This is a genomic window from Martelella sp. K41-7 (assembly GCF_055808365.1).
The window spans coordinates 3,163,891-3,179,138 of record NZ_CM147867.1; the positions used below are offsets into that span (position 1 = coordinate 3,163,891).

At 56.1% G+C, this 15,248-nt stretch carries 9 protein-coding genes and 2 pseudogenes; 6 read left to right on the plus strand and 5 right to left on the minus strand.

The annotated features are described in order from the left end of the window. Positions 1 to 62 precede the first annotated feature (62 nt). The gene (locus AC0L7L_RS15040) at positions 63 to 956 is read right to left on the minus strand and encodes an aldo/keto reductase (RefSeq protein WP_473509838.1); all 894 of its coding nucleotides are present in this window, start codon (positions 954 to 956) and stop codon (positions 63 to 65) included. Between the two features lie 334 nt (positions 957 to 1,290). Between AC0L7L_RS15040 and AC0L7L_RS15045 the strand changes: the two genes are divergently transcribed. Further along, a complete protein-coding gene (locus AC0L7L_RS15045; protein ID WP_272212824.1) occupies positions 1,291 to 2,514 on the plus strand; it encodes a sensor domain-containing phosphodiesterase in 1,224 nt (407 codons plus the stop codon). A gap of 468 nt (positions 2,515 to 2,982) precedes the next feature. Here AC0L7L_RS15045 and AC0L7L_RS15050 read toward each other — a convergent pair whose 3' ends face one another. After that, entirely contained in the window at positions 2,983 to 4,032 is a 1,050-nt protein-coding gene (locus AC0L7L_RS15050; protein ID WP_473509841.1) for an AraC family transcriptional regulator, read from the minus strand. A 170-nt stretch (positions 4,033 to 4,202) separates the two neighbouring features. On the opposite strand from AC0L7L_RS15050, the gene AC0L7L_RS15055 reads away from it, so the two are divergent. From AC0L7L_RS15055 to AC0L7L_RS15075, 5 genes and pseudogenes are all read left to right on the plus strand, one after another. Further along, positions 4,203 to 5,702 (plus strand): DUF1254 domain-containing protein, encoded by a 1,500-nt coding sequence (locus tag AC0L7L_RS15055; protein ID WP_473509843.1) that lies wholly within the window; start codon positions 4,203 to 4,205, stop codon positions 5,700 to 5,702. Positions 5,703 to 5,769: 67 nt separating this feature from the next. Further along, positions 5,770 to 6,792, plus strand: coding sequence for a DUF1254 domain-containing protein (locus tag AC0L7L_RS15060; protein WP_272212829.1), 1,023 nt, complete (start codon positions 5,770 to 5,772; stop codon positions 6,790 to 6,792). A 190-nt stretch (positions 6,793 to 6,982) separates the two neighbouring features. Then, positions 6,983 to 8,488 carry a DUF1254 domain-containing protein gene (locus AC0L7L_RS15065; RefSeq protein WP_473509844.1) on the plus strand — a complete coding sequence of 502 codons (1,506 nt, stop codon included), beginning with the start codon at positions 6,983 to 6,985 and terminating at the stop codon, positions 8,486 to 8,488. A 56-nt stretch (positions 8,489 to 8,544) separates the two neighbouring features. Then, positions 8,545 to 9,380 (plus strand): annotated as a pseudogene (locus AC0L7L_RS15070) (transporter). 256 nt (positions 9,381 to 9,636) lie between these two features. After that, positions 9,637 to 10,563, plus strand: coding sequence for an ROK family protein (locus AC0L7L_RS15075; protein ID WP_473509845.1), 927 nt, complete (start codon positions 9,637 to 9,639; stop codon positions 10,561 to 10,563). On the opposite strand, the gene AC0L7L_RS15080 is transcribed toward AC0L7L_RS15075, so the two are convergent. The 3 genes and pseudogenes from AC0L7L_RS15080 to bcsA all read right to left on the minus strand — a co-directional run bounded on the left by AC0L7L_RS15080 (position 10,551) and on the right by bcsA (position 15,065). Beyond that, the gene (locus AC0L7L_RS15080; protein WP_473509847.1) at positions 10,551 to 11,726 is read right to left on the minus strand and encodes a cellulose biosynthesis cyclic di-GMP-binding regulatory protein BcsB; all 1,176 of its coding nucleotides are present in this window, start codon (positions 11,724 to 11,726) and stop codon (positions 10,551 to 10,553) included. The two genes, AC0L7L_RS15075 and AC0L7L_RS15080, sit on opposite strands and share 13 nt — an antisense overlap. After that, positions 11,686 to 12,876 (minus strand): annotated as a pseudogene (locus AC0L7L_RS15085) (cellulose biosynthesis cyclic di-GMP-binding regulatory protein BcsB); the annotation flags it as partial. The pseudogene AC0L7L_RS15085 and the gene AC0L7L_RS15080, both read right to left, overlap by 41 nt. Beyond that, positions 12,876 to 15,065 (minus strand): UDP-forming cellulose synthase catalytic subunit, encoded by a 2,190-nt coding sequence (gene bcsA / locus AC0L7L_RS15090; RefSeq protein WP_473509849.1) that lies wholly within the window; start codon positions 15,063 to 15,065, stop codon positions 12,876 to 12,878. The pseudogene AC0L7L_RS15085 and the gene bcsA, both read right to left, overlap by 1 nt. Between the last annotated feature and the right edge of the window lie 183 nt (positions 15,066 to 15,248).

Here is a 15,248-nt window from a genome sequence, read left to right on the forward strand (position 1 = left end):
CCTGTTTGCACGATTGCGGCTTTCAGCTGCCGATGGCAGAGCAGCGCATCATCACCCTCTCCTCATGACACTTCATGACCGAGCGCCACCTCAAAGAGTGTGAACCAGTCCTCACGGCCGAGCTCGACCTTGAGGGCCTCGGTAATTTTCGCGATCCGATAGGGATTGTTGGTGCCGAGCACCGGCAGGATTTTTGCCGGATGCGCCAGCAGCCAGGCGATCGCGACCGCACCGGCATCAACACCGAAGCGCTTTCCGATCTTCTCAAGTGCATGGATCAGGGGCTTTCCGGCCTCACCGAAAAGCTTGCCGCCACCAAGCGGCGACCATGCCATCACCGGCAGCTTGCGTTCCTGCAGGAAGGCGAGATCGCCATCGACCAACGGTTCGGGCGCCAGAAGGCCGAGTTCGATCTGGTTGGTGGCGAGCCGCGCATGCATGTTCGACTGCAGAAGCGAAAAATCCCAAGGGCGGAAATTCGAGACACCGGCAGCGCGGATCTTGCCTTCGGCCACCAGATCATCAAGTACCCTGCCGGTTTCTTCCGGATCAATCAGTGGATCGGGCCGGTGGATCAGCAGCAGGTCGATGTGATCGGTCGCCATATCGGTAAGCGAAGCCTGAACCGAGGCGCGGATATGCGCTTTCGACGTGTCATAGTGCTTCACCGAAGCCTCCGCATGCCGGCCGACGGGCGCGACAATGCCGCATTTGGTCACGATCTCTATCCTGTCGCGCAGGCCGGGCGCGGCCTTCAGTGCACCGCCAAGCACCGCCTCGGCAGTATAGCCGCCATAGATATCCGCCTGATCCATGGTGGTGATGCCCTGCGCGATGCAGGCCTCGACCTTTTCCTGCACATGGCCTGGAGAGGTGTCAGCGTCGGTAATCCGCCACATGCCGTAGACGAGGCGGCTGAATGTCAGTCCGTCGGCGATTTCGATACGATCTGTCAATCTTTCTCTCCGATACCAAGGCTGACGGAATTTGTTTCGATCTAGCCGGTATAGAGGTCAAAAGCAGGCGAGTACAAGCTGCGGCGGCCTCTGCTCCCTCGAAATCCATCTGATCTGCATACGGCCTTCGGTCTCTGGCCTCCGCCGTTTTACCAGGAATGGTGCTGGACGTTCGCGCTCTGGCACATATATTTAGTAACAGCAAAAACCAATCGCATTCGGGGCTGAAGAACCGCGGCCTCCTGCTTTGAAACGGTTCAGGAAAAACAAGGTCAGAACGCCCTAACAGTCAAAGACCGGCGCACACCACTTCAGCGAACAAAGGCCAACCACGATGAGCCGCCTGCCCCTCAAACTTGATCTCGACAGTCCAACCGAGGATGGCGATACGCTTGATCTCATTCTCGAAACGGTCCGTACCCATTTTGACATGCAGGTTGCCTATTTATCGGAGATTATCGACGGTAATTCGGTGTTCCGCGCTGTCAACGCCCCAGGCTTCGAGGCGCTGGCCTTTCCCGGCGCCGTTTTCAGTCTTCAAGAGGTCTACTGTCAGCATATTCTCGATGGAAGGCTTCCAAACGTAATGGCCGATACCGGCGACCACCCGCTTGCCGTCTCCATGCCAATCACTGCAAACATACCGATTGGCAGCCACCTCAGCGTGCCGGTCTACCGTGATGACGGGTCCGTGTTCGGCATGTTCTGCTGCCTGCGCACAACACCCAATCCGTCACTGGGCGAGCGCGACCTGAAGGTGATGGAAACCTTCGCCAATCTTGCCGGCAGGCAGATCAATGCGGGCTTGCGCCGTCGTAGCGAGCTTTCCGAGGCTGAGGCCCGCATTGACGACGCTATGGGCGGAGCCACGCTGCGAATGGTGCTACAGCCGATCGTTTCGCTTCAGACGGGTGAGCCCATCAAGTTCGAAGCGTTGTCACGCTTCTCCGGGACCCCTTGCCGACCACCGAACCTCTGGTATGAGGAAGCCCGCAGGGTTGGACGGCAGGTTGATCTGGAAGCGCTGTCGATTACAAAGGCGCTCTCACTTCTCCCTCAGCTTCCACCCGATATGACGATCGGCGTCAACGCCTCGCCGGAAACAATCGCAACTGGCATGCTGGCGGACATTATCCGCACAGCCGATCCGAAGCGAATAGTGGTCGAGGTGACCGAGCATGACATCGTCGAAGATCAGGAGCGGCTGAGTCTTGAGCTCGATCGACTGAAAGCGATGGGCGTCAGAACCGCGGTCGATGATGTTGGTGCCGGTTTTTCAGGTCTTGTCGCACTTTTGAGGATGAAACCCGACATTTTAAAGCTTGATATCGAGCTGATCCGCGACATCGACTCCAACCCGGCCAAACAGGCGCTGGTGGCCGGTATGGTTCATTTCGCCGAAAAGACCAGCGCGAGCACGATTGCCGAAGGTGTCGAGACGGAAGCCGAGCGGGACATGCTGTGCCAGCTCAAGGTGCACAATGCCCAAGGCTACCTGTTCGCCAAACCCATGGAAGTTGAAGACGCCAAAGCCTGGCTTGCGGCAAAGCGCAAATAGGCCAGGCGGACGAAGGAATGACGTAAAATTCACGTGATAAGTGAAAGTAAAATCGCGCCCAGATAAGGGCACGTGTAACTTACTTAAAGTACTGATATGATTGATAGCATGACTTGCCGTCACACCAACAAATCGAAATCCCTATCAGGGTGTCGGAGATTTGAACTGCTACCGAATGCAACAACGTTCTGCCGCTCTTATCCACTGCAAATTCATGCGCGCTAGATCGAGGGCGAGATCGCTTGGCGTCTCAGACGCAAGTACCGGATTAAGCTTTGCAAATCACCGTTTTGGGAACTGGCAAAACCAAAAAACGGATGGAAGGCCGCTTTCCACCTTTCAAGTCATGGTGGAGAATGGCGACGTTGAGATCCGGGACTTTGAGGCCGGGCTCTCGCCCGATGGCCGGAATATCTGCCGGAACAGATCAAGGGTGAGGCCGTCCGCCGCATTCGCGATGAAGGTTGTTCAACCGGAATGATTGCCGATGAAACCCGGTACACGAGATAGGTTGGCGTCACGATATTCGCTCGGTGATTGACCTGTTGCCTGACGAAACATGCGCGAGAAGTTGCCCGGAGTATTGTAGCCCAGCTCGGTAGAAATGGTGATGATCGGCATTGGGGTGCCTCGCAGGAGCTCGGCGGCCCTTGCTATCCTGACTGCGTTGAGCATGGCGCGGAAATCAACACCGGCGTAATTTAGCTCGCGTTGCAACGTGCGGATACTGAATCCGATGGAGCGGGCAACGGCGTCGATTTTCACCTCGCCACTTCCAAAGAGCTGCAGCCTGATCTGTTCAGCGACTGAGGCAGTGATGTCACGCGGGACTGTGCCGCGCCGGTCGCGGATAACATCTTCAATTGTGATCAGCGGACTTTGTGCCGGACGCGCAACAGCTGCAAAAAGACGCCTCGCATCAAAAACCACACTCATTTTGCGTGCATTGAAAACCACGGGACATCGAAAAACATCTTCAAACGGCGCTGTCCGGCGTGGCCTGGGAATATCGAGTTCGATGCGCAGCGGCTGCCACAAGCCAGGGCAATAGGCCTTGCATAGACTGGTCAACACCCCGGCGCCGAGACTGGCGATGTTGGCGTATTCCCGCTGATTTGACAGCGAGAAGCGATAGCTGAACCGCGCCTCATGCCCATGAATGGTAAGCGCCATCTCATCGCCGGTGGAATGGTATGGCAAAGCAGTAATGCACCGCTGGATTGCGGCTTCAAGATTTTCGGCCCCAAGCACATAGTGGCCCCAGATACCATAATTGATCACATCCATCTGGCTGACCATCATCAGCCCGAAATTTTCTGTCCCTGCAGCCCGGGAAGCCGTTTCGACTATCGACAGAACTGAAGCTTGCGGAATAAAAAAATTCTGTCCTTCCAACGCTTCAAGATCAATTCCCGCCGCCAAATTCGCGCGCGCCAGCGTCTTTCTGCCCAGTTCACGGCTAATCAGATCAGGAATTCCCTGAACTGTCAGGCTGGAAATGAGCGGGATCATGCGCATGCGATCATCCTCGATTTTCAAGCGGCTGGCGTAAAATGAACAGCAACAAAATGTCGCATATGCCTATGTTTGAAGCAACTATTTCACAAGCCGATCTGCGACCTGTTCGAGCCCAAGTTGAAGCCCTGTCTGAACCCGCCACAGTGATTAAGCCTGAAGGTTAAAAATAAATGAAAATCAGTTATCTAGCTGCCCTGACAACCGCCGTATTGATTTTTCAAATACCGTTGCAGGCTTTGGCCGAGGTCAGCGAAGCCGAACTGAAGTCCATTTCGATACCCGATAAGGTCGACACACAGATTGGCAGGCTGGAGTTTTTCGATGGCACCCCCACGGACAAGACCGTTGATCTGGTTTACGACAACCTTGATCGGATGCGCGGCGTCGAGGTCTTTCTGGATAATATCGGCGCGGTATCGATGTACAGCGTGCGCAAGGGGCTGGACGATGCCGGTGCCAAGGGGGCGAACAGGATTGCGGTGTTCGAGGGCCTGATGGATTCCCAGACCCTTGTGGTCACAGCAAATACATCGACACTTTATGCCTACACCTACACCGACCTTGCCAGTGACGGGCCGACCGTTATCGAGGTTCCGCCTGGCATGCTCGGCTTTCTCGATGATGGATGGCAGCGCTTCGTCGGCAATATCGGTGTAACCGGGCCAGACAAAGGCAAGGGCGGCAAGTATCTCGTTGTGCCACCCCATTATTCCGGCGAAATACCGGAAGGCTATTTCCTTCTGTCGCCGTCGACCAACCGGAATTTTCTGTTCCTGCGCGGCTCGATAAAGGACGGACTGGAACCGGCTGTCAAGAACATCACCGCCGGACTGAAAGTCTATCCGCTGAAGGACGCGGCAAGCCCTGCTCCAACAGAATTCATTAACGTGTCGGGCAAAGCTTTCAACACGGTCTTCCCCAGTGACTTCAGCTATTTTGAAAACCTCGACGCCGTTATTCAGGAAGAACCGATTGATGCCATCAGCCCTGAGGTGCGTGGTGCAATTGCGGCCATTGGCATCATCAAGGGACAACCATTTGCGCCGACCGAGCGCATGAAAAAACTGCTCGGCGAAGCAAGCGATATCGCAAATGCCACCGCGCGGGTCATTACCTACCACCCCCGCATTTCCGGCGTGGAAATCTATCCCGACAGCACATGGTCGACGGCCTTTGCCAACAAGAACACCAGTTTTGAAGCCGATGGCGCGATGGGGCTTGATGCCCGTGCCTTATATTACTTCAACGCCGGTGGCGTGACGCCAGCCATGGCGGTGACCAAGGCCGGTGCCGGTTCGGACTACGGACTGGCCATGCTTGATGCCGAAAAGAAGCCATTTGACGGCTCCAAGACCTATACGCTGCACTTGCCGCCAAATGTTCCGGTCAATGATTTCTGGGCAATGACACTCTACGATACCCAGACGCGATCAATGCTGCAGACCAGCCAGAAATTCCCGACCATTGGCAGCCAGTCGAAGGGCATCCAGCAAAATGCCGACGGTTCATACGAACTTTATTTCGCGCCTGAAGCACCAAAAGGCAAAGAAGGCAACTGGCTTCAGACCGTACCGGGGAAAAGCTGGTTCACGATCCTGCGCATGTATGGTCCGCTTGAGCCCTGGATCAACAAGAGCTGGCGACCGGGTGAAATCGAGCCGAGCAAATAGAACAGCACCGGAGCGTTCTTTGCCATTTTCAATATTTCCGCGAGCCTTTTGAAAGAGCCTGACCAAAATGAAATATTTCGCAACATTTTCGCTTCTGCTCGCCTTTGCATTAAGCTTTACGCCAATCGTTGCCGCCGCTGAAACAATCGTTGTCAATGTCGACAATTTTGACCGCGCGCAGACCGATATGGAATTTGACGGCATCATCGAAATGGCCGGTGGGATCAACAAGCTGCATAGCAACAGGACACCAACGCCGATTGATAAGCAGAATGTCATCCGGATGAACCGTGACACGCTCTATAGCCTCGGTGTCGTTGACATCTCGAAGGGTGCGACAATCACCATGCCAGAAGCAGGAAAGCGCTATATGTCACTGATGGTCATCAACAATGATGGCTACGTGAATGACGTTTTCTATGGTGCAGGTGCCCACAAGCTGACGATGGAAAAATTCGGCACACCAGTTGTTGGTCTTATTTTCCGCACACTCGTCAATGCCTCAGATGAGGCAGATCTTGTAGAAGCCCACAAGCTTCAGGATAAGATTGAAATATCGGCAGGATCAGACACGGCCTTCAAGATGCCGGACTATGACGAGACAAGCTACAAGGCGACGCTTGAGCCCATTCTTGATCTTGCAAAGGGACTAAAGCGCTATGTGCACACTTTCGGATCAAAAGAAGATGTTGACCCGGTCCATTTTCTGATCGGAACAGCATCGGCCTGGGGCGGATTGCCTGACAAGGACGCTGTTTACATCAATGTTCAACCCGATCTGCCAGTCGGGGAATACGAGATCACGGTCAAGGATGTTCCGGTCAAGGGTTTCTGGTCGGTCAGTCTTTATGATGCGCAGGGTTATTTCAAGGAAAACGCCCTTCATGCCTACAACCTCAACAACCTGATCGCAAAGCCCAACAGCGATGGTTCTTACACCATCCGCTTTGGTGGCTGCGGCGAAGGCATTGAAAATTGCCTGCCGATCATGGACGGCTGGAACTATGCCGTGCGCATGTACGAACCGGAACAGGCTGTTCTCGACGGCAGCTACACATTCCCGGGACCACCCACACCCCGTTCAAAATAGGTGGGTCGCCGGAGTACAACAGCACTGGGTCAAAAACGGCGCACAATGCGCGGTTCTATCGATGGTTTGGCGATCATTGGCGGCAAGATCGCGTTTAAGCGGTGCCTTGCTATCCACAATTTCGATCAGCCAGGTGCGAACGACATGCATATTGCGAGGATATGCTGGTCAATTCATGAGGGGATGAAACATGGCAAGACAGGTATTAGCAAGAATAGCACCGGCCGCTGTTGCAGTTGCATTGGCAACGACAGCTTTTGCGCAAGTTTCCCAGCAGACACTGGACGCGATTTCCACGCCAGATAAGGTCGAAACGCCCGTTGGCACATTTGGGTTCTTCGACGGTGTTCCAACCGACGCCTCCGTTGCCGCACTTTATGACAATCTCGACCGGATGCGCGCCGTTGAGGTCTTTTTAAACAATCAGGGCGCCGCGTCTCTGGCCTTTATGCGGTCAGGAAATGCAGAGATCGGCGCAAACCGTTCCAATAAGATTACTATATCCGAGAACCTGCTGGATTCGACGTCGCTTTATCTGACTGGCAACACCTCGACGCTTTACGCTCTAGGCTATCTGGATTTAAAGGCTGATGGGCCTTTGGTGGTTGAATTGCCGCCGGGCATGCTGGGCTTTTTCGACGATGCCTGGTTCAGATATGTCGAAGATCTGGGTCTTGTGGGCCCCGACAAGGGCAAGGGCGGTAAATATCTGCTGCTGCCACCCGGCCATGATGGGACAATTCCCGACGGCTATTTCGTCGTCCACACCCCAACTTATAACAACTTGCTGTTTTTGCGTGGATCCATTGCCGACGGATTGGCCTCCGCCGTCGAAAACATCAAAACCAAGTTGAAAGTCTACCCGCTGTCAAAGATGGATGATCCCGACGAAACCGAATTCATCAATTTTTCGGGCATGAGCTACAATACCGTTGCGCCGAGCGATCTCAGCTTTTTCGAAGGGCTGAACACAGTTGTTCAGGAAGAACCGATTGATGCAATCGGTGCGGAGACACGTGGACTTCTGGCATCCATCGGCATCGTCAAGGGAAAACCGTTTCAGCCAAACGACCGCATGAAAAAGTTGCTGAGCGAGGCTGCCGCGATCGGCGATGCAACAGCCAGAGCCATTACCTATAATCCGCGTATGAAGGGGGCGTTTATCTATCCTGATTCCGACAGTTCCTGGGTGATGGGCTACGCCAACAAGGATGTGTTTTTTGACGTCGACGGCGCCCGCAATCTCGACGCGCGAACGATGTTTTATTTCAATTATACTGGCGTAAGTCCTGCAATGGCGGTCACCAATCCGGGCAAAGGTTCGGATTATGCGGTGGCATTTCGCGACGCAACCAAACAGGCCTTCGACGGCTCGAAAACCTATCGTCTGCACCTGCCGCCAGACGTGCCGGTGAATAATTTCTGGGCCGTGACAATGTACGACACCCAGACCCGCTCCATGTTGCAGACCAGCCAGACGTTTCCCACCGTCGGTAGTCAGTCTGACGGCATCAAGAAAAACACCGATGGTTCTTACGATGTTTATTTTGCGCCTGAAGCACCAGAAGGCAAAGAGGGCAACTGGCTTCAGACCATACCGGGGAAAAGCTGGTTCACGATCCTGCGCATGTATGGTCCGCTTGAGCCCTGGATCAACAAGAGCTGGCGACCGGGTGAAATCGAGCTGCTGAAATAGACCAGGGTGTGAGCAGCATAGTCGGGCGGTTGGATTTCCATATGGAGACATGAATGATGAGGATATTGCCACGTCACTTTGCTGCCGCTGTTCTCAGTCTTGCGGTTCCCGGTTGTGCCTTGGCTCAAGCGGCGCCAGCTGATGTAACGGCCCCGCAAAGCGCCGGCGACAGCGCTGATTTGGCGAAAAAACTGTCAAACCCGATCGCTAACCTCATCAGCGTGCCGATACAATACAACTACAATGATGGTTACGGCATCAGTGGGAATGGGCACCAAAGCTACATCAATTTTCAGCCCGTGATCCCAATCTCGATCAGTGAGGACTGGAATCTGATTTCACGCACCATCATTCCGGTCGTTCGTCAGGACGGGGTGTCGGGCGGAAACTCAGAAGCTGGTTTGGGCAATACCCTTCAGAGCTTATTCTTTTCACCCAAAGCCGCGACGCAGAACGGGGTGATCTGGGGGTAGGCCCGGTGATACAGGCGCCCACCGCCACTGATGACATTGCCCCCAACCAATGGGGCGCCGGCCTGACCGGTGTTGCCCTGAAACAAAGCGATGGATGGACAGTCGGAGGTTTGGCCAACCATGTCTGGTCGATCAACAACAATGATCAATATGGACAACAATCGGCGACCTTCCTTCAGCCCTTTCTGTCTTATACCACGCCCAAGGCCACCTCGTTTACCTTGAACACCGAAAGCACCTATAACTGGCAGACAGAGGATTGGTCTGTGCCCATCAATTTCGTCGTCACGCAAGTGGTCAAAATTGGCAAGCAACCCGTCCAGTTTGGACTTGGCGCACGCTATTGGGCTGCTTCACCGGATGGCGGCCCTCAGGGTTGGGGCGCACGTTTTCAGGTTACATTGCTGTTCCCGCAATAGTCTGACGATCTGAGATGAGAAACCGCAGACTTTGTCGAGGCAGGTGTAAACGCACACATAAAGCGCACAAAATGGTGGTTTTTGGTTCCGATCTTATGCCGCCAGCTTCCTCGACCTGTTGACGGCTGGGTCGCCGAAGCACAATAAGCACTGCCTTGGGGCTATCGTTGCAGAGTTTGAGAGCGCGTTTCGGTTCATGGGTCGCGATCTCGTCTTCATGCCCACGGAGCCGGCAGCGCATCAAAGGGAGCAGCTCATGGCAAGTCCTATCCTGTGTTTCGATATCGGCGGAACGTCTATCCGGGCAGCGACGGCTGTTGCGGGCGGGCGTCCGGGCCGGGTGACCCGGTTCGATACACCGTCTGCCGACCGTATCGCCTTCATCGACCGGCTCGCAGGTTTTGCCAGCTCCCTTCCCGAACAACCGGCGGCCATAGCCATCTCGCTTGCGGGTGTGGTCAATCCGGAAACAGGAACGCTGATCGTTGCCAACATTCCGGCGATACATGGCACGGACCTGAAAAGCGATCTCGAAAAGCGGACGGGAATCCCGGTCATTATCGCCAATGATGCTGATTGCTTCGCCATGGCCGAAGCCATTTTCGGCGCAGGCAAAGGGCACGAAATCGTGTTCGGGACAATTTTCGGCACCGGCGTCGGCGGCGGCCTCGTCAGCTGCGGCCGCCTGGTCAATGCCAGCGGCGGTGTTGCAGGAGAGTGGGGTCACGGGCCGGTGGTGCCAATGGTCGTCGGCGAAACGCGTATTCCGCACTTTGCCTGCGGCTGCGGCCTTGCGGGATGCCTCGACACCGTGGCCGGTGCACGTGGCCTGGAACACCTCCATGCTCATCTTAGCGGCGTTGAAGCAGAGGCCACCAGCATTCTCGCCGACTGGCACGCCGGACGACCCCGTGCACAGCACACCGTCGAAACCTTTCTGGCGCTCGTCGCCGGCCCGCTGGCCATGGCGGTCAATCTCACTGGTGCCACCATTGTGCCTGCCGGTGGCGGCCTTGCGCGCGACCACGCGCTGGTGAGGGCGCTCGACCGGTCGGTACGTCCCCTTACGCTCACAAGGCCATCGCATCCGCTTGTGGTGCCTGCCGAAAGCGGTGACGAACCAGGTCTTGTCGGCGCGGCTGTCATCGGCTTTCAGGTGCTCAGCGATCGCTACTCGTCGTAACGGCCGAAACGGGTCAACATCGCCTTGGTCGCTATGCCGAGCAATACCGTGCCGATGACCAGTGCCAGCGAGAACGACATGGTGTTGGTCGAAAACCAGTTGGTCAACACCAGCCTTATATTGCTGATCGAAAACGGCGTGTCGAATATAAACACTGTCGCCCCGATGCCAACATTGTCGATCACCCCGTTATTGCGGTTGTAGGTGGTGACACGGCCCTGGACAGCATCCCAGTGCTGACGCTTTGTCAGCGCCCTCATGCCATTGGCGAGGTTCTCATGGGTTGGAGCGGCGATCAGCGTCCAGGCACCATCGTCGTTCGGGCTCGGCTCTTGCGCTATCATCATCGAAATCGAGTTCGGCGGCAGATAATCGGTATCCGGCCGCGGCAGGAACCGCAGGGTTTCGAATGACAGGTCGTAATTGCGCTTCAGGTATTTCTCGACCTCGAATATCCAGTTGTACCAGCCCGCAGTTACCGCCTCGTCCCACTCCTCGATCGTGGTCTCAGGCTCTGAATAATTGGCCTCGCCTCCGACCTGCTGGGTCCAAACGCTACGGCTTGTCTGGGAAATCTTGGTTTCTCTGAGAGCCTGTGCAGGGATCGTGCCGATGCTGCCAAGGAAAATTGCGTCACCATCACCAACATCCTCGATCGAATGCACCACATCAACCGGAATCTGGTGGCGCGCGGCATTGGCAAGCTTGGCTACGAAATCAGATGCCGCACCCATCGTGTCGCTGTTGAGGCTATCGATATAGAACGGGATCCGATCCTCGTGGCGCGCATAAGGGAATGCCGTACCGCTTGTGGCCCAGAGGTTGGGCACCTGAGCAACCCGACCGAAATCGGGCATTTCGAATTCGCTGGTATCGAACACGGCAAAACGCGGCGTATCGTCCGCGGTCGCTCCCGGCAGGCAGGCCGCATCTTCGCGCGTCAGAAGCGATGCCTCCAGCACAATCTTGTTCACACCCGGTCTCAGATGCCGCATGGTGAACCGGACCGGCGTACGCCGCAGCACGGCACCGTTGACCGTGCTGATCGGCCAGGTCGCTGCAAGCTGGTCGTTCACGAACACATGAAGCCGGCTGCCAGTGCAGAACGATCGGTCCGTAAGCCGCATCGAGAAGCAGCCGCGCCTCGCCATAGGCATCGGCATAGAAATCGGCAGGCAGCCCGATGGCGAATTCAGCCCGGAAGCTGCGACCGGAGAATTCCTGGGTTGGAATGCCGAGTTGTTCAAATGTCAGCACGCGATGTCCGGTGAGAAGCTGGGTATCCTGTTTACGCCAGGAATGGGTCGAATAGGCCTCGTCCTTCATGGCCGCACTGCGGGCTGCAGGCGCGGTGATGCCGTCGATCAGCGGACCGATCCGCTGCCAGGACGGCGCCACCAGAACGAGTACACTCTGACCGAGCTTATTGGTGGAAATGAAGCGCGCCGACTGCGTAGTACCAATATCCGGCAGCGCATCACCCAGAATCGGGCGCAATTCAGCCGGTGTACCGACATAGACGGGCAGTACGCCGGACGCAAACTTCACCGGCTCGGACTTCGAATATGTGAAGAAGGTATTCGGCATATCCGACAGAAGTGCGAGTCCCTGGGCGAGTTCCAACATCGGATCGGAGGCAATCGTTTCGCTCAGAGCCGGTGCCACGATGTGAAAATGTGTACGGCCCAGCGCATCCACACCGACGGCACGAATATCCTCGGTGCTGGACATCATTCCGGCATCAGGGCTGTCGAACATAAGAAAGGTCCGCTCGGGATCGATATCGGTCCACAGATCATAGGTGGAATCGAGGCCGCAATCAGTCCGGTGTCGCTGCTTGATCTTGAAGGAAACGATATTGTAGCCGGGTTCGAGAATACCGGCGGGCACATCGAAACGCAGGTCGGACTGGCGCTCGGATGATGATAGCGGAGGCCGGGCGACCTCCACATTGTTGAACGAAATGGTCAGTCGTGAAAACTCAGGCGCTACGAAAATCGAGTTCTGGTAGCCGATATTGAATTTCGTTGCCGACCGCGCCTGCTCCTCGGTCAGATACATCGACCAGGAGCGTTCCACGTTTTCCCCTTCGAGGCGCATCTCGTCAGCGGGAATGACATAGCGGAAAAACGGTACGCTTTCCGCCGTCGTGGCAGCGCTTGCCTGCGCCGGCTGCTGCGGTTGCAAGGGCTCAGCAGCCATTGGCGGCGGCCCTGAACCATCGCCCCCCATATCGAACGGTGCGACCGCCTGCGCGGCGGCCAACCCGGAACCGGTCAGGAACAGAATAACGACAAGCAGAATCCGTCTCATCAGCTCTTGCCCTTCCCCCGAACCGGAGCGCCGCCGGTATTGGGCTGGTATTTTCCGATAAAATAGCTCATCCCGCGTCCCATTTGCCGAACCGACATTTTGATGAACCAGAAGGTACCGGCAAGTGTGCCGGGATCATTCTTGCGCGACTGCAACAGTTGCTGCCAACGCTCCGAATTGGCGAACATGAGATCGGATATGACCGAACTATGCAGGCTGCTGACCGGTGCATAACGACAGCCGACCATGGCCAGTTCGCCAAGCGAACGTGCGTGCCGGATCATAACCGGCACTTCGCCGGGATCACCCCCTTTGTACGGTTCGACACGCAACAGCGCATGCGTTCCCGGGCGCAACCGGTCGAGATCGCGCACCTGGACCTGAAGACCGGCGCCGGCGGTCGCAACATCCTCGATGGTCCCGCGATAGACACTGTCGCCGATCACAAGTTCACAGCGCCGAGACATCTTCACACGACGTGATTTCTGCCGCTCTCCGACCTCTGAGACCACGCCCAGAGCTGCAGCCGTCAAGAACAGGTTCAGGAAGTTCCAGCCCCCCACAACCCAGGTGACCCCCGCCAGATAAGGCTCGGCATAAAGCCTGTAAGCCATCATCACCATGGCGGCCACGAAGACGAAGAAAATGATGAAGAAGGGCCGGCTGATCTCCGAAAGCCGGCTGTGCTCGATCGACTCATCCTTGGCCGTAACCTTGAAAGACGGTTTCCTTGGATTGAGGATGGCGGAGACCACGGCGGGCATCAGATGCACCGTCTGGATATATTCATAGAGCTCGGAGATCCAGGGCCACCGGAACTGACCGAACAGATAGTTCTGGATCAGCATGTTTACGATCAGATAGGACAGCGTATAGGCCAGAAACTCCCCACCTGACGCATCGAAGATCTGCAGGCCGAAGAACAGATAGCACAGTGGTGCGATCATGAATGAAGCGCGCGCGAAGGGGAACAGCCAGAACAGGTTTGACGACATGTAGCAAAGGCGCTGTGGCAGGGTGAGACCGCGCAACAGAAGCGGAAACTTGAAGCGCAGGATCTGCATCATGCCCTGTGCCCAGCGGCTTCTCTGGCCGATGAAACTCGAGAAGGTTGCGGGCTGCAGGCCGGCGATCAGCGGCCGGTCCACATAGACGCTGTTCCAGCCATTGGAGTGTAGTTCGACGGCGGTTTCGCAATCTTCCGTGATCGACACGCCGGAAAAACCGTTCACCGAGTTCAAAGCCTCACGCCGCAGCACCGCTGCCGACCCGCAGAAGAACGAGGCGTTCCACTTGTCGAGACCGCGCTGGATAATGCCGTAGAACATCTCGTTCTCGCTGGGCATCAGCTCGTAGGTTCGCAGATTTCGCTCCAGCGGGTCGGGATTGATGAAGAAGTGCGGCGTCTGGACGAGGAATAGCTTGGGATCTTCGAGGAAGTAGCCGACCGTTTCCTGCAGGAAATCATTCGTCGGCGCGTGGTCGGCATCGAACACCACGATGAGATCGCCGGTGGTGAACTGCAGAGCATGATTCATGTTGCCCGCCTTGGCATGCTCATTGCGCGGCCGGGTGATGTAACCGACGCCCAGTTCTGCGGAGAGCTGCCTCAGCTCGCGGTGGCGGGTCTGGGCGAGGCTTGCCTCCACCAAATTCTTGGAATTGCGCTTCTGCTCCGATCCACCGTCGTCAAGAAGGTAAACCTTCAGCTTTTCAGGCGGATAATCCATAGCCTTGGCGGCGGCCAGCGTATTGGCCAGCAGCGTTGCATCCTCGTTATAGGATGGCACAAAGACATCGACATAGGGCAGTTCGCCTTCGAGCTTGCCCCAGCGCGGACGCACCGGCAGCGGAAAGGCCACCACGAAAAGGCTGAGTGCGAGCATGCCGACGGAAAACATTTCCGCGCAGTAAAGCATAACACCAGGAATGAAGTTCTGCAGTTCGGTGATAGGCGGAAGCGTACTCGTTGTTCGCCAGAACACGTAACGTAGGACGATGGAGGTGCCGAAAGCCAACGCGATCAAACGCCAATTGCCTTCCGCGTGCATTTGTTTGAGCACCATCATGACCGCGACGGCAACGACGCTGACCACGATCTGCGTGCGCAGGTCGATCGGCAGGGTAACAAGACCCAGCACGAAGATCGACGTTACGATCCAAGATATGACAATCGCTGCCCTACGCATCCGGCAACACCCTTCCTAAAGGCTGGTGTGAGTATTTCTTAAACCTATACGAAAGAAACCTAAGAATTGTTTTCCTCCGCGGCCGTTTTCCGGAGAAAGACGAAACCAAGCTCGCAAGCTGCGCATCTCCAACCATCATATGCGATGCGATAGACGGTTCCTGAACTGAATGAAAGGCTCTTG

What these genes read in the sequence shown, in the direction of transcription:
- AC0L7L_RS15055 (WP_473509843.1), top strand. Translation starts at nt 4,203, where the DNA reads ATGAAAATCAGTTATCTAGCTGCCCTGACAACCGCCGTATTGATTTTT.
- AC0L7L_RS15080 (WP_473509847.1), bottom strand. Translation starts at nt 11,726, where the DNA reads ATGCCGATGCCTATGGCGAGGCGCGGCTGCTTCTCGATGCGGCTTACG.
- AC0L7L_RS15060 (WP_272212829.1), top strand. Translation starts at nt 5,770, where the DNA reads ATGAAATATTTCGCAACATTTTCGCTTCTGCTCGCCTTTGCATTAAGC.
- AC0L7L_RS15045 (WP_272212824.1), top strand. Translation starts at nt 1,291, where the DNA reads ATGAGCCGCCTGCCCCTCAAACTTGATCTCGACAGTCCAACCGAGGAT.
- bcsA (WP_473509849.1), bottom strand. Translation starts at nt 15,065, where the DNA reads ATGCGTAGGGCAGCGATTGTCATATCTTGGATCGTAACGTCGATCTTC.
- AC0L7L_RS15075 (WP_473509845.1), top strand. Translation starts at nt 9,637, where the DNA reads ATGGCAAGTCCTATCCTGTGTTTCGATATCGGCGGAACGTCTATCCGG.
- AC0L7L_RS15050 (WP_473509841.1), bottom strand. Translation starts at nt 4,032, where the DNA reads ATGCGCATGATCCCGCTCATTTCCAGCCTGACAGTTCAGGGAATTCCT.
- AC0L7L_RS15065 (WP_473509844.1), top strand. Translation starts at nt 6,983, where the DNA reads ATGGCAAGACAGGTATTAGCAAGAATAGCACCGGCCGCTGTTGCAGTT.